The sequence below is a fragment of the Faecousia intestinalis genome (assembly GCF_040096185.1).
Taxonomy (GTDB): Bacteria; Bacillota; Clostridia; order Oscillospirales; family Oscillospiraceae; genus JAZOXB01.
The window spans coordinates 33,792-55,411 of record NZ_JBBMFF010000158.1; the positions used below are offsets into that span (position 1 = coordinate 33,792).

The 21,620-nt window shown below is 60.2% G+C and carries 20 protein-coding genes; 10 read left to right on the forward strand and 10 right to left on the reverse strand.

Annotated features, from left to right (window positions below; genetic code table 11):
• Position 1: 1 nt before the first annotated feature.
• The 3 genes from WMO66_RS04235 to WMO66_RS04245 form a co-directional block, all read right to left on the reverse strand.
• The gene (locus tag WMO66_RS04235) at positions 2–1,519 is read right to left on the reverse strand and encodes a YifB family Mg chelatase-like AAA ATPase (protein WP_349135137.1); all 1,518 of its coding nucleotides are present in this window, start codon (positions 1,517–1,519) and stop codon (positions 2–4) included.
• Between the two features lie 115 nt (positions 1,520–1,634).
• Complete coding sequence (locus tag WMO66_RS04240; RefSeq protein ID WP_177719822.1) at positions 1,635–2,534, reverse strand: AbiTii domain-containing protein; 900 nt, start codon at positions 2,532–2,534, stop codon at positions 1,635–1,637.
• A 69-nt stretch (positions 2,535–2,603) separates the two neighbouring features.
• A complete protein-coding gene (locus tag WMO66_RS04245; protein WP_349135138.1) occupies positions 2,604–3,899 on the reverse strand; it encodes an ATP-binding protein in 1,296 nt (431 codons plus the stop codon).
• 350 nt (positions 3,900–4,249) lie between these two features.
• Between WMO66_RS04245 and nifJ the strand changes: the two genes are divergently transcribed.
• On the forward strand, positions 4,250–7,798 hold the full coding sequence (nifJ, locus tag WMO66_RS04250) for a pyruvate:ferredoxin (flavodoxin) oxidoreductase (protein ID WP_349135139.1): 3,549 nt from the start codon (positions 4,250–4,252) through the stop codon (positions 7,796–7,798).
• 80 nt (positions 7,799–7,878) lie between these two features.
• On the opposite strand, the gene WMO66_RS04255 is transcribed toward nifJ, so the two are convergent.
• A complete protein-coding gene (locus WMO66_RS04255) occupies positions 7,879–8,859 on the reverse strand; it encodes an RluA family pseudouridine synthase (RefSeq protein ID WP_349135140.1) in 981 nt (326 codons plus the stop codon).
• Between the two features lie 312 nt (positions 8,860–9,171).
• Between WMO66_RS04255 and WMO66_RS04260 the strand changes: the two genes are divergently transcribed.
• From WMO66_RS04260 to WMO66_RS04285, 6 genes are all read left to right on the forward strand, one after another.
• The gene (locus tag WMO66_RS04260; RefSeq protein WP_349135141.1) at positions 9,172–9,678 is read left to right on the forward strand and encodes a YceD family protein; all 507 of its coding nucleotides are present in this window, start codon (positions 9,172–9,174) and stop codon (positions 9,676–9,678) included.
• 40 nt (positions 9,679–9,718) lie between these two features.
• Positions 9,719–9,907 carry a 50S ribosomal protein L32 gene (gene rpmF, locus WMO66_RS04265; protein ID WP_349135142.1) on the forward strand — a complete coding sequence of 63 codons (189 nt, stop codon included), beginning with the start codon at positions 9,719–9,721 and terminating at the stop codon, positions 9,905–9,907.
• 199 nt (positions 9,908–10,106) lie between these two features.
• The gene (der, locus tag WMO66_RS04270) at positions 10,107–11,435 is read left to right on the forward strand and encodes a ribosome biogenesis GTPase Der (protein WP_349135143.1); all 1,329 of its coding nucleotides are present in this window, start codon (positions 10,107–10,109) and stop codon (positions 11,433–11,435) included.
• Positions 11,436–11,437: 2 nt separating this feature from the next.
• Complete coding sequence (plsY, locus tag WMO66_RS04275; protein ID WP_349135144.1) at positions 11,438–12,058, forward strand: glycerol-3-phosphate 1-O-acyltransferase PlsY; 621 nt, start codon at positions 11,438–11,440, stop codon at positions 12,056–12,058.
• 10 nt (positions 12,059–12,068) lie between these two features.
• Positions 12,069–13,070 (forward strand): NAD(P)H-dependent glycerol-3-phosphate dehydrogenase, encoded by a 1,002-nt coding sequence (locus tag WMO66_RS04280; protein WP_349135145.1) that lies wholly within the window; start codon positions 12,069–12,071, stop codon positions 13,068–13,070.
• Positions 13,058–13,477, forward strand: a complete 420-nt coding sequence (locus WMO66_RS04285) for a GtrA family protein (RefSeq protein WP_349135146.1) — start codon at positions 13,058–13,060, stop codon at positions 13,475–13,477. The genes WMO66_RS04280 and WMO66_RS04285 overlap by 13 nt, the downstream gene beginning before the upstream one ends.
• 57 nt (positions 13,478–13,534) lie before the next feature.
• On the opposite strand, the gene WMO66_RS04290 is transcribed toward WMO66_RS04285, so the two are convergent.
• The 4 genes from WMO66_RS04290 to WMO66_RS04305 are packed head-to-tail and all read right to left on the reverse strand — an operon-like array spanning position 13,535 to position 17,269.
• Complete coding sequence (locus tag WMO66_RS04290) at positions 13,535–14,740, reverse strand: metallopeptidase TldD-related protein (protein ID WP_349135147.1); 1,206 nt, start codon at positions 14,738–14,740, stop codon at positions 13,535–13,537.
• A gap of 13 nt (positions 14,741–14,753) precedes the next feature.
• A complete protein-coding gene (locus tag WMO66_RS04295; RefSeq protein ID WP_349135148.1) occupies positions 14,754–16,088 on the reverse strand; it encodes a TldD/PmbA family protein in 1,335 nt (444 codons plus the stop codon).
• 51 nt (positions 16,089–16,139) lie between these two features.
• The gene (locus WMO66_RS04300; RefSeq protein ID WP_349135149.1) at positions 16,140–16,889 is read right to left on the reverse strand and encodes a polymer-forming cytoskeletal protein; all 750 of its coding nucleotides are present in this window, start codon (positions 16,887–16,889) and stop codon (positions 16,140–16,142) included.
• Entirely contained in the window at positions 16,886–17,269 is a 384-nt protein-coding gene (locus tag WMO66_RS04305) for a DUF4004 family protein (RefSeq protein WP_349135150.1), read from the reverse strand. The genes WMO66_RS04300 and WMO66_RS04305 overlap by 4 nt, the downstream gene beginning before the upstream one ends.
• A 155-nt stretch (positions 17,270–17,424) precedes the next feature.
• On the opposite strand from WMO66_RS04305, the gene WMO66_RS04310 reads away from it, so the two are divergent.
• The 3 genes from WMO66_RS04310 to WMO66_RS04320 are packed head-to-tail and all read left to right on the forward strand — an operon-like array spanning position 17,425 to position 19,588.
• Positions 17,425–17,814: a spore cortex-lytic protein gene (locus WMO66_RS04310; RefSeq protein ID WP_349135151.1), complete on the forward strand. Its 390-nt coding sequence runs from the start codon at positions 17,425–17,427 to the stop codon at positions 17,812–17,814.
• Between the two features lie 9 nt (positions 17,815–17,823).
• Positions 17,824–19,014 (forward strand): peptidoglycan-binding protein, encoded by a 1,191-nt coding sequence (locus WMO66_RS04315; protein WP_349135152.1) that lies wholly within the window; start codon positions 17,824–17,826, stop codon positions 19,012–19,014.
• A 13-nt stretch (positions 19,015–19,027) separates the two neighbouring features.
• A complete protein-coding gene (locus tag WMO66_RS04320) occupies positions 19,028–19,588 on the forward strand; it encodes a peptidoglycan-binding domain-containing protein (RefSeq protein ID WP_349135153.1) in 561 nt (186 codons plus the stop codon).
• A gap of 64 nt (positions 19,589–19,652) precedes the next feature.
• Here the strand turns inward: WMO66_RS04320 and WMO66_RS04325 are convergent, their stop codons facing one another.
• Both WMO66_RS04325 and WMO66_RS04330 read right to left on the reverse strand, forming a co-directional pair.
• Positions 19,653–20,054 (reverse strand): Imm40 family immunity protein, encoded by a 402-nt coding sequence (locus WMO66_RS04325; RefSeq protein ID WP_349135154.1) that lies wholly within the window; start codon positions 20,052–20,054, stop codon positions 19,653–19,655.
• Positions 20,055–20,591: 537 nt separating this feature from the next.
• On the reverse strand, positions 20,592–21,620 hold a 1,029-nt coding region (locus tag WMO66_RS04330), incomplete at its 5' end, for a PucR family transcriptional regulator (protein ID WP_349135155.1).

Below are 21,620 nucleotides of genomic sequence, written 5' to 3' on the forward strand. Positions count from 1 at the left end.
CTCAGTTCTGGATCAGTTGGTGCGTGCGGTACTGGATGGCCTCGGACAGGTGCTCCGGCAGGATGCTTTCGCTCCCGGCAAGGTCCGCGATCGTGCGGGCCACGCGGCGGATGCGGTCATAGCTGCGGGCAGTGAGGCCGAGGCTCTCGAACGCCTGCTGCATCAGCAGAGCTCCCGTTTCGTCCAGCTCGCAGAAGCGGCGCAGCTCCGGCGTCTGCATATTGGCGTTGCAGCGGCAGGATGTGCCCTTGAAGCGCTCCCGCTGGATAGCGCGGGCCGTTTCGACGCGCTGCTTGACCACGGCAGAAGACTCCGGCACGGTCGTGCTGCGCAGCTCGTCAAAGTGGAGCGACGGCACCTCCGTGATGATGTCGATGCGGTCGAGCAGCGGGCCGGAGATGCGCGAAAGATAGGCCTGCACCGCACCCTGCGAGCAGGTGCACCGCCCCGAGGGGTCGCCGTACCAGCCGCAGCGGCACGGATTCATGGCGCACACGAGCTGAAAGCGGCTCGGGTAACTTGCTGAGCCGTTTGCGCGGGAGATCGTTACCATGCCGTCCTCAAGCGGCTGGCGCATGACCTCGAGCGTCTCGCGCCGGAATTCCGGCAGCTCATCGAGGAACAGCACGCCGCGGTGGGCCAGTGAGATCTCGCCCGGGCGCGGCGTGGAGCCGCCGCCCGTCAGGCCGGGAGCCGAGATCGTGTGGTGCGGGCTGCGGAAGGGGCGGCGGCGCACCAGCGGGGACTCCGGCGTGAGCAGGCCCATGACGGAGTGGATCTGCGTGACCTCCAGTGCCTCCTCGCGCGTCATATCCGGCAGGATGGACGGCAGGCGGCGGGCCAGCATGCTCTTGCCGGAGCCCGGCGGGCCGACGAGCAGCACATTGTGCGCGCCTGCGGCCGCGACCTCCAGCGCGCGCTTGACATGCTCCTGTCCCATGACATCGCTGAAGTCCGGCAGGCGCTCCTCCGTCTCCTCGGGCTGCCAGGCAGGCTCCGGCTCGATGGAGAATTCACCGCGCAGATGGGCGGCCAGCTGCCGCACCTCCTTCACGGGGATGACGGTCAGGCCGCCCGCCAGCGTGGCCTCGCGCGCATTTTCCGCCGGGACATACAGCGTGCGGATGCCGGCCTTCCGGGCGGCGATGGCCATGGGCAGCACGCCGTTGACCGGACGCAGCTTGCCCTCAAGGCTCAGCTCGCCGAGAAAGGCGGACGGCTCGCGCGGCAGGCGGACAAGCTCCTGCGCCGCAAGAATGCCGAGCAGGATCGGCAGGTCGTAGAGCGTGCCGGTCTTTTTCGTCCCGGCCGGGGCAAGGTTCAGCGTGATGCGGCTGACCGGAAAGCGGAAACCGCTGTTTTTGATGGCAGCGCGCACCCGCTCGCGCGACTCGCGCACGGCGGCATCCGGCAGGCCGACGAGCTCAAAGCCCGGCAGGCCGCTGGAGATGCTGCACTCGACCATGACGGGATAGCCGCTGATGCCGGACAGGCCCACGGAATCCACGCGTGAAGTCATACGTTCCCCCTCCTTTTCCTTTATTTTTTTATCATACAACACAGACCGCAAAAATACAAGCGCCGCCGTGCAAAAGCGACGGCGGCTTAGTGAATATTCAAACTATGATTTCATTTTAGAATAATCCTTGAATTATTGCCTGAATCAGCCCCGACAGGGCGTTAGCACCCGCATCCTTTAAGATATTTCCGAGACCAGCCAGCAATGATTTAAGTACATTGGGCTTGCTTTTATTCTCAATTTCACTTCTAATATCAGACAGTAATTCATTTGCTCTCTCTGTAATATCGTTTGAAAGCCTTTCTTTAAGTAATCTTTTCTCAATTTCGTCAACTGCCTGCTCCACAGCACTATACGAGAAGGTAATGTTGTTTTCACCCCCAGATATAATTTGCACATGGTCACTTGGCGAAGTAATAATACTAGTATTTCCAAAAAAATTATTTATAGTTTGCGGAATGCCTGCCGCACAGTTTTTCTCTTTTTCAGAAAAAACCATATTTTCTCCAACAATGCCTTCTGCCTCAAGCTTTAGTGTCCAATCTAAAATTGTATTCTTAACTTTTTCTTCTATATCGGCTATTGACGTACTCGGAATATAAAGTTTATAGGTCATTGGCACTGGCGGTTTGAATAGGCTATTTAGGTATTCCAATTGTTCTCCTGAAAACTCACAAATTAGCCAACCGTCATCAGATGATTTGCCTAAGGAAATTATCTCCGAAATGGAGTTAACAATTTTTCGTTCGCATATCTTTTTCTCAAAATCGTCGTTTTGAATAACAGTTGGGATCCAACCTCGATAGGGGTTAAGCGCTTTCAAAACTCCTCTCACTTTTCTATACTCGGGGCAATAGCCCGGACCAGGATAGCCATTTAATTCATATTGAGTCCATTGATCGAATTGAGCCAAATCAAGTTTAGAGGATATTAAGTGCGCTTTGCGCAAAACGTTCACAACATCACAACCCGATCTCGTTATTTCATTTTGCAGTCCTAATACTAAGCTGTTCATTTCAGTCTCCTTTCTATTTTTTTGAAAGTGTTTGAAAGGGCATTATATTTCATTATTTCTATGCCGATTTCAAATGCAGAAGGCCGCATAGAGCGGGACGTTCTTTTTCCGATCCTCGAAGCCGAAGTTTTTCGCAGAGAGCTTGATGGCATAGGCAGGCTGATAGGCATCCATATAGAGCTTCAGGCTCTTGGCTCTGGTGTTGTCAGCAGATTTGACCTCAATGGGAATGAGCTGCCCGTCACGCTGAATGATAAAATCAATTTCAGCACCACGCTCGGACTCCCAATAGTAGGTGTGGTAGCCGTTCATGGTAAGCTGCACATTGACATAGTTCTCCGCCATACCGCCTTTGAAGTCGTTGATTTCCTCCACCATATAGAGAATGTCATTGGCGGCCAGATCCTTTTTGGCGCAAAGCAGTCCTAAGTCAGACACATAAATCTTGAACGCATCAATATCACGGTAGTTTTCAAGGGGCTTTTTGATTTGCTCGACCTTGTAGACCTGTGACACGATACCAGACAGGCAAAGCCATTCGATCGCATTTTCAAATTCGGAAGCCCGTCCTCCTTTCTTAATCAGCTTATATTGGAAACGGGTATTCTTCTTGGAGAGCTGGACGGTGATGTTATCGTAGGCAAGTCTGGTTTTCTTGATTTCATTCAAGTTGTTATACTTGCTCATATCGTTGAGATAGCTTGCAAGTATCGTATCCTGCGTATGGCGAACAAGGATATAATCCCTGGTTTCAGCGAATTGCATCACGCACTCCGGCATACCGCCGACCACAAGATACTGACGGTAAAGCTGCATGGCCGCATCGTGCAGGGCCGACGGCAGCGGCGTATCGGTCTGGAAGCACTTTTTAATCTGCTCTACCAAATCGTCCTCACCGAGCGCCAACATAAATTCCTCCATATCCATAGGATAAAGCGTTTTCATATCGACCTTTCCTACGGGGAAAGAGAATTTCGCCCGGTTGACTGCAACGCCGAGCAAGCTGCCTGCGACGATGATGTGGTAATCTGGAGCGTCCTCGCAAAAGTATTTGAGTGAAGTCAACGCCCTTTCGCAGAGCTGCACCTCATCAAAGACTATCAGCGTTTTTTCCTTTACGATAGTCTGACCTGCGATATGGGACAAAATCGGGATCAGATAATCGGGGCTGATGTTTTCCTCAAAGGTTTCGTTCAGCTTTGGATTGGTTTCAAAGTTGAAGTATGCCACATTTTCGTAGTGGGTGCGCCCGAACTCCAGAATGGAATAGGTCTTTCCGACCTGTCTTGCGCCCTGTAAAATAAGGGGCTTGCGGTGTTCGTTTTCTTTCCACGCTTCCAGAAAGCCCGTGATTTTTCGATACATGCTTCATCCCTCCTCAAGGGTACTGAGACCAGTATATCGCACATTCGTGTAAAAATCAACGAATTTTTCTCAATTTTTTACACTAAATTACGCGAACTTTTTCTTGATTCTCACACGATCCGACACGAACATCCCGATTCTCCGATTCTCCCGCACTTTTGTTGCGGAAGCGCCAGGCAGCCGCTTCCCCATCTTTTCGTTCTTCGCGGCAATATGCCGAAAATGGCCGCACGCTACGTGGCACAGTTCCAAGATTTTCGCGGTTCTTTTCGTTTTTCTGATTTACAAATCCGGACTTTAGTGTTAGAATGGAGATGTTTTGAAAGAAATACTTTCAGGAGGTATTTATTTTGGCACGTAAATTCAAGACGATGGACGGCAACACCGCCGCCGCCCATGTCAGCTACGCCTTTACGGAAGTAGCCGGCATCTACCCCATCACCCCCTCCAGCCCGATGGCCGACTATGTCGACCAGTGGTCTGCGCAGGGCCGTAAGAACATCTTCGGCAACCGCGTCAAGGTCGTCGAGATGCAGTCCGAGGCAGGCGCTTCCGGCACCGTTCACGGCTCTCTGGCCGCCGGCGCTCTGACGACGACCTATACTGCTTCGCAGGGTCTTCTGCTGATGATCCCGAACATGTATAAGATCGCCGGTGAACTGCTGCCCGCCGTCTTCCATGTCTCCGCGCGTACCGTCGCGACCCATGCGCTGAATATCTTCGGCGATCATTCCGACGTTTACGCCTGCCGTCAGACCGGCTTCGCCATGCTCTGCGAGACCAACCCGCAGGAAGTCATGGACCTTGCCCCTGTCGCGCACCTGTCCGCCATCAAGGGCCGCGTCCCGTTCATCAACTTCTTCGACGGCTTCCGCACGTCCCATGAGATCCAGAAGATCGCCATCTGGGACTACGATGACCTGAAGGAAATGTGTGACATGGACGCAGTGGCTGCCTTCCGCAACCACTGCCTGAACCCCGAGCGCCCCGCCATGCGCGGCTCTCACGAGAACGGCGACACGTTCTTCCAGCACCGCGAGGCCTGCAACGGCTACTACGACGCTCTGCCTGAGATCGTCGAGGAGTACATGGGCAAGGTCAACGCCAAGCTCGGCACCGACTACAAGCTGTTCAACTACTATGGCGCACCGGACGCAGAGCGCGTCATCATCGCCATGGGCTCCATCTGCGACGTCGCAGAGGAAGTCATCGACTACATGAACGCTCACGGCGAGAAGGTCGGCCTCGTGAAGGTCCGCCTGTACCGTCCGTTCCGCGCCGACCGTCTGCTCGAGGCCATTCCGGCCACCTGCAAGAAGATCGCCGTTCTCGACCGCACGAAGGAGCCGGGCGCCCTGGGCGAGCCGCTCTACCTCGACGTCGTGACCGCTCTGGCCAACGCCGGCCGGATGATCCCGGTCATCGGCGGCCGCTACGGCCTCGGTTCCAAGGATACGCCCCCCGCATCCGTCTTCGCCGTCTATGAAGAGCTGGCGAAGGAAGAGCCGAAGCGCCACTTCACCATCGGCATCAACGACGATGTCACCCACCTGTCCCTCGAGGAGCATGCCGCACCGAACACCGCTGCGGAAGGCACCATCGAGTGCAAGTTCTGGGGCCTCGGCGGCGACGGCACCGTCGGTGCAAACAAGAACTCCATCAAGATCATCGGCGACCATACCGACAAGTATGTGCAGGCCTACTTCCAGTACGACTCCAAGAAGACCGGCGGCGTGACCATCTCGCACCTCCGCTTCGGCGACAAGCCCATCAAGAGCCCGTACTACATCAACAAGGCCGACTTCGTCGCCTGCCATAACCCGTCCTACATCACCAAGGGCTTCAAGATCGTCAACGACGTCAAGCCGGGCGGCGTGTTCCTCATCAACTGCCAGTGGGATCTGGCCGAGCTGGAGCACCACCTGAACGCCGAGGCGAAGCGCTACATCGCGAAGAACAACATCCAGCTCTACACGATCAACGCCATCGATCTGGCCATCAAGGTCGGCATGGGCAAGCGCACGAACACCATCCTGCAGTCCGCCTTCTTCTCCCTCGCCAAGGTCATGCCCGAGGCCGACGCCATCAAGTACATGAAGGACGCCGCCGAGCATTCCTACGCCAAGAAGGGCATGGATGTTGTTGAGAAGAACTGGAACGCCATCGACGCCGGCGCTACCGCCTACGTCAAGGTCGATGTCCCCGCCGCATGGGCCGAGGCTGAGGATCAGCCCGACACCACCGTGCTCGAGGGCAAGCCGGAGCTCGTGAAGATGGTCAAGAACATCCTCCTGCCCATCGACAAGATGGACGGCGATTCCCTGCCTGTCTCCACGTTCATGGATCATGTCGACGGCCAGTTCGAGCTGGGCGCTTCCGCTTACGAGAAGCGCGGCGTCGCCGTGACCGTCCCCGAGTGGGACGCCGACAAGTGCATCCAGTGCAACAGCTGCGCATTTGTCTGCCCGCATGCCACGATCCGTCCGTTCGCACTGACCGAAGAAGAGGCCGCTGCCGCTCCCGCCGCTGCGAAGATCCGTCCGGTCAAGGCTGGCAAGGGCAAGGGCAAGTATCAGTACACCATGGCTGTCTCCCCGCTCGACTGCATGGGCTGCGGCGTCTGCGTCGGCGTCTGCCCGACGAAGGCCATCACCATGGTCGCTCAGGAGAGCCAGCTCGATCAGCAGCCGGTCTTCAACTACATGGTCTCCAAGGTCGCGCCGAAGGAAGAGCTTCAGGATCTGAGCGTCAAGGGCAGCCAGTTCAAGCAGCCCATGCTCGAGTTCTCCGGCTCCTGCGCAGGCTGCGCCGAGACGTCCTATGCACGCCTCATCACCCAGCTGTTCGGCGACCGCATGTATATCTCCAACGCCACCGGTTGCTCCTCCATCTGGGGCGGCCCGGGCGCGACGTCCCCGTACTGCACCGATAAGAACGGCCACGGCCCCGCATGGTCCAACTCCCTGTTCGAGGACAACGCAGAGCACGGCTACGGCATGTACACCGCGCAGAAGGTCATCCGCGAGAACCTCGCCGAGAAGACTCACGCCCTGCTCGCCATCGACTGGACGGCTGCAGAGCTGAAGGAAGCCGCTCAGAAGTGGCTCGACACCATGGAAGACGGCGCTGCCAACAAGGAAGCTGCCAAGGCTTACATCGCCGCCCTCGAAGAGAGCATCTGCGACGGCTGCGACTGCGACGCCTGCAAGCTGGCCTCTGAGATCCTGAGCCAGAAGGATTACCTCAGCAAGAAGTCCGTCTGGATCTTCGGCGGCGACGGCTGGGCCTACGATATCGGCTTCGGCGGCGTGGACCATGTCCTTGCCCAGAACGAGGATGTCAACATCTTCGTCTTCGATACCGAGGTGTACTCCAACACCGGCGGACAGGCCTCCAAGGCTTCCAACATCGGTCAGGTCGCTCAGTTCGCGGCTGCCGGTAAGGAGACCAAGAAGAAGAGCCTTGCCGAGATCGCCATGTCCTATGGCTACATCTACGTCGCGCAGGTCGCGATGGGTGCCAACCAGGCTCAGACCCTCAAGGCCATTGCCGAGGCCGAGGCCTATCATGGCCCGTCCCTCATCATCGGCTATGCTCCGTGCGAAATGCACTCCATCAAGGGCGGCATGATGCACTGCCAGGAAGAGATGAAGAAGGCTGTCGACTGCGGCTACTGGAACATGTTCCGCTTCGACCCGTCCAAGGAGACCGGCAAGTTCACCCTCGACTCCAAGCAGCCGAAGGGCGGCTATCAGGAGTTCCTGATGAACGAGGCGCGCTATAGCCGCCTGACCCGCGAGTTCCCGGAGCGTGCAAACGAGCTGTTTGAGCGCAACGAGGAATCCGCAAAGGCCCGCTATGAGCACCTGCTCAAGCTGGTCGAGATGTACAAGGACTAAGCCCTTGTTGCATCTGACCTGATACCTATAAAATCGCCCCCATCGGCCAAAGCCGATGGGGGCGATTTTGATCGGTTTGCTTATTCTGCAATTCCCGGCAGGCGAAAGTCCGGGAAATACGTCTTCACAAATTCGACGTCCGCCACCTGAAAGCTGCGGCCGTTCAGGGGCGCAAGTACGCCTGCGTCCGTGGTGAAGCAGAACGTCAGGCGATAGGAATACAGCGCCTGATAGCGCCGGTCAGCGTGCGGATCGAGCTTGCCGTACTTGCCGTCGCCCAGCAGCGGATGTCCGGCGTGCGCAAACTGCGCGCGGATCTGATGCGTGCGGCCCGTGATCAGCTCACACTCCACCAGCGACAGGCCGCCGCGCTTTGTAAGCGTTCGATAGCGCGTTTCGCAGGTCTTTGCGCCCTTCTGCGGCGTATCCGTGACGAAAACGCGGTTTTTGACCGCATCCTTGAAGAGATAGCCCTTCAGCACGCCGGTCTCCGGGCGGGGCGTGCCCTCCACCACGGCGAGATAGCGCTTGTCCAACTCGCGGTCGCGAATTTTCTGGTTCAGGATGCGCAACGCCTCGGCCGTCTTGGCCGCGATGACGATGCCGCCGGTGTTGCGGTCGATCCGGTTGCACAGGGCTGGGGTGAAGGCCTGCTCCTCGCGCGGCCGCCACTCTCCTTTTGCATAGAGATAGGCCTGAATATGGTCGATGAGCGTGCGCCCATACTCCGCGCCGTCGTGCGGATGCACGGCCACGCCGGGCTTTTTGTCCACGAGCAGGATGTTTTCGTCCTCATAGACGATGTTGAGCTTCGGTGCCGTCACCGTCAGATAGGCGTTGGCCTCGGAGGGCTTGTCGAAAAACTCGTCGTTGATATAAAGCTGCAGCACATCGCCCTCCTGCAGGCGCGTGTCGCGCTGCGCGCGGGCGTTGTTGCACTTGATACGCTTGAGGCGGATATACTTCTGCGCCAGCGAGGCGGGCAGCAGCGGAACGGCCTTGGCCAGAAAGCGGTCGAGCCGCTGCCCGGCGTCATTGCGGCCGATGGTCAGTTCTTTCATGGGAGCGTGGTCTCCTTCGCTGAAATCGGGCAGCAGCGCACCATGAAGCGAAAGCATTCGGCGAGAGATTTTTTGTCGAGCCGAGATTCGGAAAGTGCAGGCGTACTTTGTGTACTCCAAACTTTTCGAACCGATGGATCGGCGAAAAAGATTCGGCGAAGGCCGAAGCGGCAATGGGGCGCTGCTGCCTTTACTATGCCGCAGATCGTTCGGATTGTCAAGGTTTTTTATGAAAAAATCGAAAAAGGATTTGACAAAATCACGAAAAACCGTTATAATATCTCCTGCACGACTATGGAACAGGGGATCATTATGCTGCTTGGATTATCAAAAATCATGCAAAAGCCGGACAGTGTTCTGCCCTTCCATACCGCGCTGGATCTGCACGATCTGCAATTCGGCGGGAGTTTTCCCGTGCAGGAGCCCGTCTCCGCCGAGGGGACGGTGCGCAACACCGCCGGTGTCCTCGTTTTAGAGGCCGTGATCTCCACCAATCTGCACGCTGTCTGCGACCGCTGCGCCGCGCCGTTTGAACGCCGCGTCTCCTGGCCGGTGCATGCTGTGCTCACCCGTTCGCTCGAGCGGGAGGATGAGGCAGATGAGTGGACTTTCCTCCTGCAGGAGGGGGATATGGCCGATCTGGACGAGATCCTGACGACCGCGTTCGTGCTGAACATGGATTCGAAGCTGCTTTGCAAGCCGGACTGCAAGGGCATCTGCCCCCGCTGCGGCAAGAATCTGAATGAGGGCGCATGCTCGTGCCGCCCTGAGATCGATCCCCGTTTGGCTGTCCTTGGGCAGCTGTTGAAGGATAAATGATTATTTTCTGCGAAAGCATCTGACCAAGGAGGTGTCATTCATGGCTGTTCCTAAGTGTAAGGTTTCCAAGGCAAGACGGGATAAGAGACGCAGCTCCCACTGGAAGCTCTCCATCCCCGGCGTAGTCGCTTGCCCGAAGTGCGGTGAGGCTCGTCTGCCGCACAGAGCTTGCAAGAACTGCGGTACCTACAATGGCCGCGAGGTTCTTCCTGCCGCCGAGGCGAAGTAATTCCGTTCCCACAAGGAAAGCAGGAAAGGATAAGCTCCTTTCTCTCAGCCTGCCGGACAGCGCCCCTTCCGGGGTGGTATCCCGGCAGGTTTTGCTTTGTTTGCGGGCATTTTTGTTTGTGCCTTGCAAATCGAAGCGTTTTGTGCCATAATAGGAAAAAGAACCCGCGGCGCTCTGCCGCAGAGAGGAGGCTTGCGCTATGCCCAAGCCCTTGGTTGCGATCGTTGGACGGCCGAACGTCGGCAAGTCCATGCTTTTCAACAAACTGACCGGCCGGCGCGCCGCCATCGTGGAGGATACGCCGGGCGTGACCCGCGACCGCATTTACGGCGACTGTGACTGGAACGGCCGCGAATTCGAGCTCGTGGATACGGGCGGCATCGAGCCGAACACCGACAGTGAGATGCTGCAGTTTATGCGCCGCCAGGCCGAGCTGGCCATCGCCGCTGCCGACGTGATCGTCATGGTCACGGATGTGAAGACCGGCGTGACCGCCGCCGATCAGGACGTCGCCAATATGCTGCTGCGCAGCCGCAAGCCGGTCTGTCTCGCCGTGAACAAGTGCGACTCCGTCGGCCCCACGAACCCCGACGTCTACGAATTCTATGCGCTCGGCCTCGGCGACCCCATCGAGGTCTCCGCCGTCCACGGCCACGGCACCGGCGACCTGCTCGACTGGTGCGTTGCGCACTTCCCCGCCCCCTCCGAGCAGGAGGACGAGGGCGAGGTCATCAACGTTGCCATCATCGGCAAGCCGAATGTCGGCAAGTCCAGCCTGCTCAACCGCATTCTCGGGCAGGAGCGCGTCATTGTCTCCAATGTCGCCGGAACGACGCGCGACGCCATCGACAGCTATTTTGAAAACGAATTCGGCAAATACCGCTTCATCGATACCGCCGGAATGCGGCGCAAGTCCAAGGTCGATGACGCCATTGAAAAATATTCCAATCTCCGATCCATCGCCGCCATTGAGCGCGCGGATGTCTGCCTGATCCTCATCGACGCCGTCGAGGGCGTGACGGAGCAGGACACGAAGATCGCCGGTCTGGCCCACGAGGCCGGAAAGGCCAGCATCATCGTCGTGAACAAGTGGGACCTTGTGGACAAGGACACGAACACCATGGCTGAGAAGACGGCCGAGATCCGCCGCGACCTCAGCTACCTCACCTACGCGCCGATCATCTTCCTGTCCGCCCTGACGGGACAGCGCGTCGGCAAGCTCTATGAGCGCATCAACGCCGTGGCCAACCAGAGCGCCATGCGCATCACGACCGGCATGCTCAATAGCATTCTTGAGGACGCCACGGCCCGCGTGCAGCCGCCCACGGACAAGGGGCGCCGCCTGAAGATCTATTATATGACGCAGGTCGGCGTAAAGCCGCCGCACTTCGTCATCTTCTGCAACGACGCGCGCCTGTTCCACTTCTCCTACCAGCGCTATCTGGAGAATCAGCTCCGCGGTGTCTTCGGTCTGGAGGGAACGCCCATCCGGCTGACCATCCGCCAGAAGGGCGATAAGGAGGACTGAGCATGGACTGGTGGCGCATCGTCTGCTGTGCCGCTGCGGGCTACCTGCTCGGCAGCTGCAATGGCGCTATCGTCGTGTCGCACACCTGCATGCACGACGACATCCGCAAAAAAGGCAGCGGAAACGCCGGCCTGACGAATTTTCTGCGGAACTTCGGCGGCTGGGCAACGCTGCTCGTCGTCCTGATGGATATGGGTAAGGTCGTGCTCGCCTGCCTGCTCGGCCGCTGGCTCCTGCCCGGAAACCCGCAGCTCGGGATGATGATCGCAGGCGCGATGACGGAGCTGGGCCATATTTTCCCGGTCTTTTACGGCTTCCGCGGCGGCAAGGGCATCCTGTCGAGCGCTGCACTGGCGATCATGATGGACTGGCGCATCTTTGTCATCGGCTTCAGCCTGTTTCTGATCATCGTCTTTGCGACGCACTATGTCTCGCTCGGCTCCATTCTGGCCGCCACGGCCTATGCCGTGCTGTTTGTCATCTTTTTTCCCGGACAGCCGTGGATCTGGAGCATCGCCATTGCTATGGCCGTCCTTGCGATCTTCATGCATCGCAGCAATATTGCCCGTCTGCTCCATGGCACGGAGACAAAAACCTATCTTTTGAAATCCAAGAAAAAGTGAGGAATCTTTCATGCAGGTAACGATCGCCGGCAGCGGCGGCTGGGGCACGGCCCTTGCCATTCTGCTGCATGAAAACGGTCACGATGTCACCCTTTGGTCGCATTTCGAAACGGAGAGCAAGCAGCTCGCCGAGACCCATCAGAATCCATATCTCCCCGGCGTCACGCTGCCGGAGGGACTGCATTATTCCGCCGACCCCGCCTGCGCGCAGGGCAGGGAGATGGTCGTGTTCGCCACGCCGTCGTTCGCCGTGCGCACCACGGCCCACGCCTTTGCGCCGTACCTTGCCGAAACGCCCCTGCTCGTCTCCGTGACGAAGGGCATCGAGGAGGGTACCGGCTACCGCATGTCTGAGCTTGTCTCGCAGGAGACCGGCCGCACCGTCGTCGCCCTGTCCGGCCCCTCGCACGCCGAGGAGGTCAGCCGCGGCATCCCGACGGGCGTTGTCGTCGCCTGCCCGGAGCGGGAGCTTGCCGAGCGCGTGCAGAACGCCTTCATGTGCAGCCGTTTCCGCGTCTACACCAGCCCGGACACGGCCGGTATCGAGCTGGGCGCGGCACTCAAAAACGTCATCGCCCTCTGCGCCGGTGTCTGCGACGGCATGGGCTACGGCGACAACACCAAGGCCCTGCTCATGACGCGCGGCCTTGCCGAGGTCGCCCGGCTGGGCATGGCGCTCGGCGCGCACCGCGAGACCTTCGCCGGTCTGGCCGGTGTGGGCGACCTGATCGTCACCTGCACGTCCATGCACTCCCGTAACCGCCGCGCCGGTATCCTCATCGGCCAGGGCGTTCCCGTGCAGGAGGCCATGAAGCAGGTCGGCGCCGTCGTCGAGGGCTATTATGCCGCCCAGTCCGCGTGGGAGCTGGCGCAGCGCAAGAATGTCGACATGCCGATCACCGAGGCGGCCTATGCCGTGCTCTATGAGGGCCGCGATCCGCGTGAGGCGCTCAATTCGCTCATGCTGCGCGACCGCACCTCAGAGGCAGAGGACGCCGCATGGGCACGGTGAACCGCCGCGCAGAGCTGCTGCGTTCGCTGAAGTTCACTCTGTTCTCTGCCTCGGCCGGGCTCATCCAGATCGGCGCGTTCGCCCTGTGCAACGACGTCATCCACCTGCCCGCATGGCTGGGCTATCTTATCGCATTGGTGCTATCCGTGCTCTGGAACTTTACGCTGAACCGGCGCTATACGTTCCGCTCCGCCGCAAGCGTGCCGCGCGCCATGGCGCTTGTCGCGCTGTTCTACCTCGTCTTTACGCCCTGCACCACCTGGCTGGAGCACTGGCTCACCGACGTGAAGCTCTGGAACGACTACCTGGTCACGGCGCTCAACATGGTGCTGAACCTCGTGTTAGAGTTCCTCTATGACCGCTTCGTCGTCTTCCGCGGAACGATCGATTCCAGAGACGCAAAATAACAAGCAAGACCTGCCTGATTTCGTTCAGGCAGGTCTTGCTTGTTTTTGCAGATCCGTTCAGGCGTCGATGGTGCCTTCCAGAAGCGTCCAGCCGTCGCCGCCGAGGGGGCCGCCGTCCGTCCGGCCGAGGAAGCCGCCGCCCAGCAGGTCGAACACGCTGCCGCGGAAGCTGAATTCCGGCAGGCGGCCGACAGGCAGGCCGTCACGGCACAGATAGGCCGTCTGCACCGGTGTCGCGAAATCCCCTGCAGGCGTCATATCGCCGCCGGAGGCCACGTCGATCAGGATAAACGACCGATCGCCGAGCAGCTCGGCATAGGAATGTGTCTGTGCAATGCGCAGGCAGCCCTCCGAGGCCGAGCGGCAGGGCGCGGCGTCATAAGCGCCGCCCGCCGCGGCAGTCGCCATGCAGCCATAGCGCGCAGCCTGTGCACGATCCGCTGCGCCGCGCACAAGCACGCCGTTTTCGATGAGCGGCAGTGTGTCGCCCTCGAGCACGGAGCCCTCCGCATCAAAGAACGGCAGCCAGCTCTCAGGACGCCGGTCGACCTGCAGCGTCAGCGCGCCGGAGAAGAGCTTCTCCCCCATTTTGCCGCTGAACAGCGACGCACCGCTCTCCAGCTTCTGCACGTCGAGCAGGCCCTCGAGCTTTCCGCTCAGGAAGCTGCCCGCAAACAGGACGGGGAGCTTTTCCTTCGGCATAGGCACCTCGTTGCGGTAGGCACGCAGGGAACGGCGCGCGGCCTCCAGCCCGTCGATGGCCGCATTGCCGCGGCTCGTCCAGCCGATGCCGGTGTCAAATACGTTCGGCGATGCCTCGTCCTTCACGACCAGATTCAGGAACGAACCGCTCTGCCTGTCGTCGAGCCTGCGGCCGAGGTCATTTTCCAGCCGCACCCGCTCGGAAAGCGCCACGATCTTATTGGAAAACACAAAGCCGGGACATTCCTCACGCAGATGTGCCAGCAGAGCCTCGGACTGCTCCAGCAGCTCACGCTCCTCCGGCATAACGCCGGTCTCGCGGCTGCGGACCAGAGCGCCAAGCGGCTCCGGGTGGGAAAGGCCGGCAGTGAGCGCGCGCTGCGCGGCCTGCCATGTTACCTCGTCCGGCTCGCCAAACACGCCGCTGATGCCGAGCTTTCCGCCGTCATACACGCGGCAGCCGCTGCGGACGATGTGCTTGCGGCGCACCTCCGTCACGGCGCCCTCGGAAATATTCAGAGAAACCTCGCTTCTCTCGATCTGATAAAGCTCTTTTTGCATCTCCGTCTCCTCCTTACTGCGCCTTCAGGCCGCGCACCCGCAGGTACGGCCCGCCGAACGCGACGCGCAGCGGCCACTGCTCCATTTTGCCGCAGCCGCCCGTGAACAGGCTGCGCAGCTCCGTCTCGGCCGTCGCGCCGTCGATCTGATGCAGCGTCTGCATCACATTGCCGGAGATCACGCTGACCAGCACCGGCTCTGCCGGTTTTCCGCCGCGGATGCGGTAAGCGCGCGCCGGAGCGATCGTAAATGTCGACATGCCGGAGCCGTGGAAGAAGTCCGGGATATACAGGCCGCCCTCGGCCCCCCGCAGCAGGCTCTCAAACGTGTCCGTGCCGCCCGCGATCCAGGTGGAGGTCATGCGCACGATCGGCTCGAACTCGAAGCTGATGGCGCGGGCGTTGCCCGTGACTGCCTCGTCCAGCGCAGCAGCCGTCGCTGCGGAATGCAGGCGGCCGGTCAGCACGCCGTTTTTCACCAGATAGGTGTCGCGCGCGCGCGTGCCCTCGTCGTCATAGGGGCAGTAGCCGGAGCCGTTCGGCACGCCGGAGTCCAGAATGCTCAGGCCCTCCCAGCCGACCTGCTTGCCCAGCTCCCACTCCCGGCGCATCGTCTCGGAGCCGAGCATAAAGTCCGACTCGCTCTTGTGGCCGAAGCTCTCATGGGCAAACACACCGGCGACCGTCGGCGAGAGCACGCAGGTATATTCCCCCGGCTCCACGGGGACGGCGTGCATGGCATAGTTCACGTCCTCCGCAATGGCCGCGCGCAGGCCCTCTTGGCAGCCCTGCAGGCCCGCGAAATCCGATGCATAGCGCTGCCGGCCATTCGTGAACGGCGCGTTCGCGCCCGTGACGGTATAGCCCAGCGCGATGCCGCAGTGCTGATAGTCCTGCCGGATATCCGCGCCGAGCGAAGAGCGGAAGGTCTTGTCGACATGCACATCCAGATAGCGCGCACGGGTGGCGGCAAGCCCGCTGCGCTCCAGCAGGGGCTGATAGCTGCGCAGCAGCGCCAGCTTCTGCTCCACCGGCACGGCGCGCAGGTCGCCTGCCTGCCAGCGCAGCACACAGTCACGGTTCACCTCAAAACGGCGCACAACAGGGTCGTCGCCGATGGCCGGGTTCGGCTCTGCCATGGCGGCCAGCGTATCAAGCTCCTGCTGCAGGCGGTCCGGCTCCGTTGTGGCGCTGTTATACCAGCGCTTTCCGTCATAGACGCGCACGAATGCGCCGCGGCGGCGGCTCTCGGTGCACTGCTTCAGCTCGCCGTCCTCGAGTACGAGCGTCGTTTCCGCCACGTCCTCCACACGGACATCCGAGTATAGATCCCTGGGAAATTTCAGCATAAGCATTTCCTCCTTTTCCCGCATTCTATCATGCGGGACACGCCGTGTCAATCAGCAGCGGACCGGTTCTTTTACGATACCGCCGTCCTCGACCGTCAGGTCCTCGGAATACTCCACGCGATCGATCACGCAGCCCGCGCCGACGCGGACAAAGCGCCCGCGGACGACGGCCGCCTGCGTATCGAGCAGCTCGAGCGTATCGCCCTCGATGGACTGCGCCTCCAGTGCGCGCTTGCGGCGGCCGAGCGAGATCACATGCGCGTCCTGCACCACACGGAGCGTCGTGCAGCCGATGTCGCCCGCCTGATACAGGCCGCCGCGGGACAGGGTGATCTCTCCGGCATTGAGCAGGCCGTCGATCCGGAACACGCCGGAGGCATGGAAGCGCTCGGCCTCCACAGCCGGGGCGCACAGTGAGCCTGCGATCTCAAGCTCCTCGGCATGGATGTCGCCCTCTGCGGCGCAGCTGCCGCTGAAGCGGGCCTTGCCAAGCTGCATGCCGCCCTCGATCTTTGCCGAGCCGGAGCACTGCAGCGTTCCCGTACAGTGCAGCGACTGTGCCTTCACGCTGCCGGAAAAGCGGCCCTCCTGCATGGCAGCCTCGCCCGCGACCTTCACCGAGCCGCTGCAGCGGACCTCACCGGCGCAGGAAAGCGCGCCCTCGATCTTTGCGGAGCCGGAGCACTGCAGGGTGTCGCACCGCAGGTCGCCGTCCACGCGCAGGCTGGCGCTTACGCGCACCTCGCCGTATTCCCCGCCGTCAACGCGGGTCGAACCGGAACAATTCAAATTCTGTTTCATTTCTGATGAACTCCCTTCTGCTTTGGCAGGAGCTCCTGCGCCTGCCCGTCCACGATCAATGTAATGCTTTTCAGTTCCTCCAGCCGGAAGCGGCGGCTGGTAAAGCGGTCCGTCACGATGAGCCAGTTTTCTGGGGCCTGCCGCTCCGGTTCCCGGAGCTTTTCGGCCAGATCCTCCAGCGAGGTATCCCCGCGCTGCAAAATCTGCTCCACGCGCGGGCAGATCTGCGCCCGGTGGAAAAACGTCTCCTGCCCGGTCGGCGTTGCCCGGCGCAGGAACCAGTCCTCCGGGATGAGGCCCATGCGCTTCCAGCGATAGAGCGCGCCATAGGACACGCCGTAGCGCTCCAGCAGCTCACGCTTGGAAATGAGGTCTTCCATTCGCATCCTCCTTCCGTAACATTGTTACGCCATCATAATAGCATAACATTGTTACGCTGTCAAGCACAAATTTTGGCGCAGGCGGGAGCACCTGCGCATAGACTATCTCAGGGCAGTACGCAAGGGCTGCCCAAACCCGATTCAGGAGGTACCTTATGGCAGCAAGCGGAACCCTACAGGCGCGAGCCTTTGCTTCCAACGCGCAGCTCCCGCTGCCCGGCGTAGCCATCCGCATCACGGAGCGCACGCCGGAGGGCAGCATGAAGCTGCTTGCCCTGCGCATCACGGACGAAAGCGGCATGATCGGCCCCATCGTCATCGAAGCGCCCGAGCGAGCGGGCAGTCAGGCCCCGGGAACGGGGCAGCCGTTCACGCAGGTGGACCTGTCGGCGGAGTGCCCCGGCTACGAGCAGATCCTCGTGGAGGGCATCCAGATCTTCGCCGGGGTGCGGGCCATTCAGGAGCTGGCCATGATCCCCTACCCGCAGTATCCGGAGTATTACAACCTGACCGAGGTCTTCCCGATCTCGCCGCAGGCGCTGTAGGTGGCGGCCATGGTAACGGTCACTCCCTACATTCCCGCGCAGATCACCGTGCATCTGGGGCCGCCGACCGCCTCGGCCGCGAATGTGACGGTGTCGTTTGCGGACTATGTCAAAAACGTCGCCTCGAGCGAAATTTACCCGACGTGGGAGGACAGCGCCCTCGTCGCCAACATTCTGGCCATCATTTCCTTTGCCCTCAACCGCGTTTATACGGAATTCTACCGCAGCCGGGGCTATGATTTCGACATCACGTCCTCGACGGCCATCGACCAGAAATTCATCAACGGGCGGAATATTTTTGAAAATGTCGGCCGCCTCGTCGACGAGCTGTTCAACACCTATCTCCGGCGGCAGGGCTTTGTGGAGCCTCTGGCCGCCAAATTCTGCAACGGAACGACCGTGACGTGCGACGGTCTGAGCCAGTGGGGCTCACAGGAGCTTGCACAGCAGGGGCTGAGCTCCGTGGAAATTCTCCGCCGCTATTACGGCGAGGATATCGAGATCGTCCGCAACGCGCCCATGCGCGGCTACGCCCCCTCCTACGGCGGAACGCCCCTGCGCCGCGGCTCGCGTGGGCCGCAGGTCGTGCAGCTGCAGGTCATGCTCAACCGCATCGGGCAGAACTACCCCGCCATCCCACGTGTTGCGTCCGTAGACGGCATTTTCGGCACGCAGACGGAAAATGCCGTGCTGGCCGCACAGCGCATCTTCAATCTGGACCCGGACGGCATCGTCGGCAAGGGCACGTGGTATCAGCTCGTGCGGCTGTATGTCGCGGTGACGGAGCTGTCAGAGCTGGCCTCGCAGGGGCAGACGTTCTATGCCGTGAACTGGCAGTATTCCCGCGTACTGCGCGAGGGCAGCACCGGTGAGCCGGTGCGCGTGCTGCAGTATATGCTGCAGGTCATCGGCTCGTATATCAACGACGTCCCCATGCCGCCGCAGACCGGCATCTTCGGCGAGTTAACGGCCAACAGCGTGCGGGCCTTCCAGCGCTTTTCCGGTCTGGCCATTGACGGCATCGTCGGCGAGCAGACGTGGAACGCCATTTTTGACCGTCTCGCCGGGATTGCCGAGACCGGGCCGCTGCCGCAGGATGTGGCACAGGAGATCGCAGAGGAGGTCGGCTATCTCGTGCAGGCCGGAGTGATCCCGAATTTCCCGGGACAGATCCTGCGCCTCGGCGACAGCGACACATAAAAGGAGGAAAGCCATGCAAATGCCCATCCGTTCCCTGCAGTCCATGCTGCGCCTGCTGCAGCGCCATGCCGGGAAGCCCACAACCGTCGTTCCCGACGGCATCTTCGGCCCGGAGACGGCCCGTGCCGTGCGGGAATTTCAACAGCAGAACGGCCTGCCCGTCACCGGAGCGGCCGACCTTACGACTTGGAACGCCGTTGTGGATGCCGCGCGCGAGGCGCACATCCACCATGGCCCGGCCGAGCCGCTGCGCCCGCTTTTTCAGCCGATGCAGACCATCTCCCCCGGCGAGCAGAACATGCACCTGTACCTTGCTCAGGGCATGCTGCAGGCCTTGCGGCACTACTATGACGGCATGCCGCCCGTTTCCGTGACAGGCCGGCACGATGAAGCTTGCACCGCCTGCCTCAAATGGCTGCAGGCCCGCTGCGGCCTGCCCGTGACCGGCGAGCTGGACCGGCGGACCTGGCAGCATATGGTGCGGCTGTATGCCCAGACCGTCGGCGACGGGACCGGGTCCTATCCCGTCCGGATCACCCACCCGGAGGGTGCGCAGACGCCGCAGCGCGTCTGAAGCGCTCCGCAGCGAAGCAGAATTTCTTTGCCGGAAAAGTCCAAGGGGCTTTTCCGGCAAACGGTCACGGCAGTCCGCAGCCCGACCGTGCGGCGCAGTCATAGCCCGGAGCCAGGCCCCCCGTGCTGCGGTGGATATAGGCATCCACGCCCTCGCGGAGCACGGGCGCAAACAGGTATTCTCCGCTGCGCGTGGCCAAAAAGTCCCGAATGAATGCCTCGGCCGTTCTGCGGCTGCCGCGGCAGTTCTCCCGCAGGAAGGCGACATAGTGATCCTCGCAGGTCAGGCAATACTGCCAGCTGCTGCCGGTGTAGGTCCCGTTGCCGAACAGCACATCCCCGCCCAGAACGACGCCGCGCATTGCCTCGACGCTGGCAAGCACCCGAAAGATCTGCGGCTTTGTCCAGGCCAGCTCTCCGCACGGAAGCTGTACCGCCCCGCCGAGGGCGCGCAAATCCCAACTCATATTCTTTCCCCTTCCCGTTTTCCGATTCACAGGGAATCCCGCATTGCTGCCCGGATTCGCCGTTATTTTTAGAATATCGAAATTTTAATGAAATGTCAAGCAGTTTTTTGCGCAGAATAACGCGATTTTTGTCGATATTTGTCGAGAGTGTTGGGGTTTGTCCCAGCGTGTAATGTAGATATACAACACATCCGCTTTCGCGGAAGCCTTCTTTTTCGCAAAGGCCATTGTATTTGGCAAAATGGGTGCTATCATAATGCTGTTGCAGTTAGCATTCGCTAACCTCATCTGAAACAAACGGACAGAAACAGGAGATCGAACTATGAAAATTCCGGTATTCGGCGCAGGCGTACCCGGCTGCAATCTGGCGCGGGGCAGCTGGGCAGAGGAGATTCAGAAAAACGGCCTGCGGATCAAAGACAAATTCTCACCCCGGATGTGCTGCTCTTTGTCTATGCCGCCCTCTCCGGAATTATGGCGCTGTTTCTCCGCTAAGAACATAAAGCTCCCGCTGCGAAACCCGCAGCGGGAATGAAATTATGTCTTTGGTCGAGCCAGCCGTTTCTGCTGCAGCTCCGCACGGAGCAGAATGCCGAGCGTCAGGCAGAAATCCGGATCCTTCAGATCTCGGCCAAGCATCTGCGTGATATGGGCAAGACGATCGAGAAGCGTCGAGCGGTGCAGATAGAGAGCCGCTGCCGTTCTGGTGACGGAAAGGTTGTTGTCGAGGTAGACGCGCAGCGTCTCCAGATACGAGACCTGCGAAGCTTCGTCATGCGCTTTGAGCTTTTTCAGCCCGTTCGGATAATAGACCCACGAGGGTCGCCCTGACAGCGCACCGGACAGAAGCTGCGGCAGCAGATAGTCCTGAAAATAAAAGACCGTGCCGTTTCCATCTTGCAAAAAGCCGTTCTGCAGGGCGCTGGTAGCCTGGAACCATGCCTGATTTGCCTCATACAGATTGGAAAACACACCGGATACGCCGCAGACCAGGCCGAGTCTGTCCAGCAGCGGCAGGAGCTGCGCCGTTGTCTCACATTCGGCCTGTGCGGCGGGTAGAAATGCGGCGACGGTACGCTCGTACTCAAAGGCCATCGCGCCGGTGTACCGTTCTTCCAATGCGGCGGAAAGATACGTGCCGGGCAGCGGCGCTGCCCCACGCTTTGGCTGGAGGCGGACACAGACCCAGTCCGTTTTCCCGTTTTCCTGACTGAGCGCACGCCGCAGCTCAAAATCGACAGGCTGCCCTGCGATAACGCTGCGCAGGGCGCGGCGTACGGCGGAGCGGGTGCTGGCAAGCGTCGGGTTCTGCTGGACAGCCTGCCGCAGGAGCTTTGCAAGGAAGATCGAAAGCGCGCGGTCAAAATCTTGAAGCGGACGGAAGGCCTCAAACACCGTCAGGCAGCCGAGGTATTCCTCCTGATCGAATACGTTGACCGACAGCGTCCGAATACCCTGCAGCTCCAGCAAAAGCGGATCATGCACATGAGTGGAAAGGTCGTGCAGAGATAAAAAGGTTGCCATCTTCTCTGCGTCAAATGTCTCGGTATCCAGCCGGATGCCGAG

Coding starts and splice junctions, on each gene's coding strand:
- der (WP_349135143.1), top strand. CDS start 10,107: ATGCCCAAGCCCTTGGTTGCGATCGTTGGACGGCCGAACGTCGGCAAG.
- WMO66_RS04255 (WP_349135140.1), bottom strand. CDS start 8,859: ATGAAAGAACTGACCATCGGCCGCAATGACGCCGGGCAGCGGCTCGAC.
- WMO66_RS04290 (WP_349135147.1), bottom strand. CDS start 14,740: ATGCAAAAAGAGCTTTATCAGATCGAGAGAAGCGAGGTTTCTCTGAAT.
- WMO66_RS04305 (WP_349135150.1), bottom strand. CDS start 17,269: ATGGAAGACCTCATTTCCAAGCGTGAGCTGCTGGAGCGCTACGGCGTG.
- WMO66_RS04240 (WP_177719822.1), bottom strand. CDS start 2,534: ATGAACAGCTTAGTATTAGGACTGCAAAATGAAATAACGAGATCGGGT.
- WMO66_RS04320 (WP_349135153.1), top strand. CDS start 19,028: ATGCAAATGCCCATCCGTTCCCTGCAGTCCATGCTGCGCCTGCTGCAG.
- rpmF (WP_349135142.1), top strand. CDS start 9,719: ATGGCTGTTCCTAAGTGTAAGGTTTCCAAGGCAAGACGGGATAAGAGA.
- WMO66_RS04280 (WP_349135145.1), top strand. CDS start 12,069: ATGCAGGTAACGATCGCCGGCAGCGGCGGCTGGGGCACGGCCCTTGCC.
- WMO66_RS04235 (WP_349135137.1), bottom strand. CDS start 1,519: ATGACTTCACGCGTGGATTCCGTGGGCCTGTCCGGCATCAGCGGCTAT.
- WMO66_RS04310 (WP_349135151.1), top strand. CDS start 17,425: ATGGCAGCAAGCGGAACCCTACAGGCGCGAGCCTTTGCTTCCAACGCG.
- WMO66_RS04260 (WP_349135141.1), top strand. CDS start 9,172: ATGCTGCTTGGATTATCAAAAATCATGCAAAAGCCGGACAGTGTTCTG.
- WMO66_RS04285 (WP_349135146.1), top strand. CDS start 13,058: ATGGGCACGGTGAACCGCCGCGCAGAGCTGCTGCGTTCGCTGAAGTTC.
- WMO66_RS04245 (WP_349135138.1), bottom strand. CDS start 3,899: ATGTATCGAAAAATCACGGGCTTTCTGGAAGCGTGGAAAGAAAACGAA.
- WMO66_RS04315 (WP_349135152.1), top strand. CDS start 17,824: ATGGTAACGGTCACTCCCTACATTCCCGCGCAGATCACCGTGCATCTG.
- WMO66_RS04300 (WP_349135149.1), bottom strand. CDS start 16,889: ATGAAACAGAATTTGAATTGTTCCGGTTCGACCCGCGTTGACGGCGGG.
- WMO66_RS04325 (WP_349135154.1), bottom strand. CDS start 20,054: ATGAGTTGGGATTTGCGCGCCCTCGGCGGGGCGGTACAGCTTCCGTGC.
- plsY (WP_349135144.1), top strand. CDS start 11,438: ATGGACTGGTGGCGCATCGTCTGCTGTGCCGCTGCGGGCTACCTGCTC.
- WMO66_RS04295 (WP_349135148.1), bottom strand. CDS start 16,088: ATGCTGAAATTTCCCAGGGATCTATACTCGGATGTCCGTGTGGAGGAC.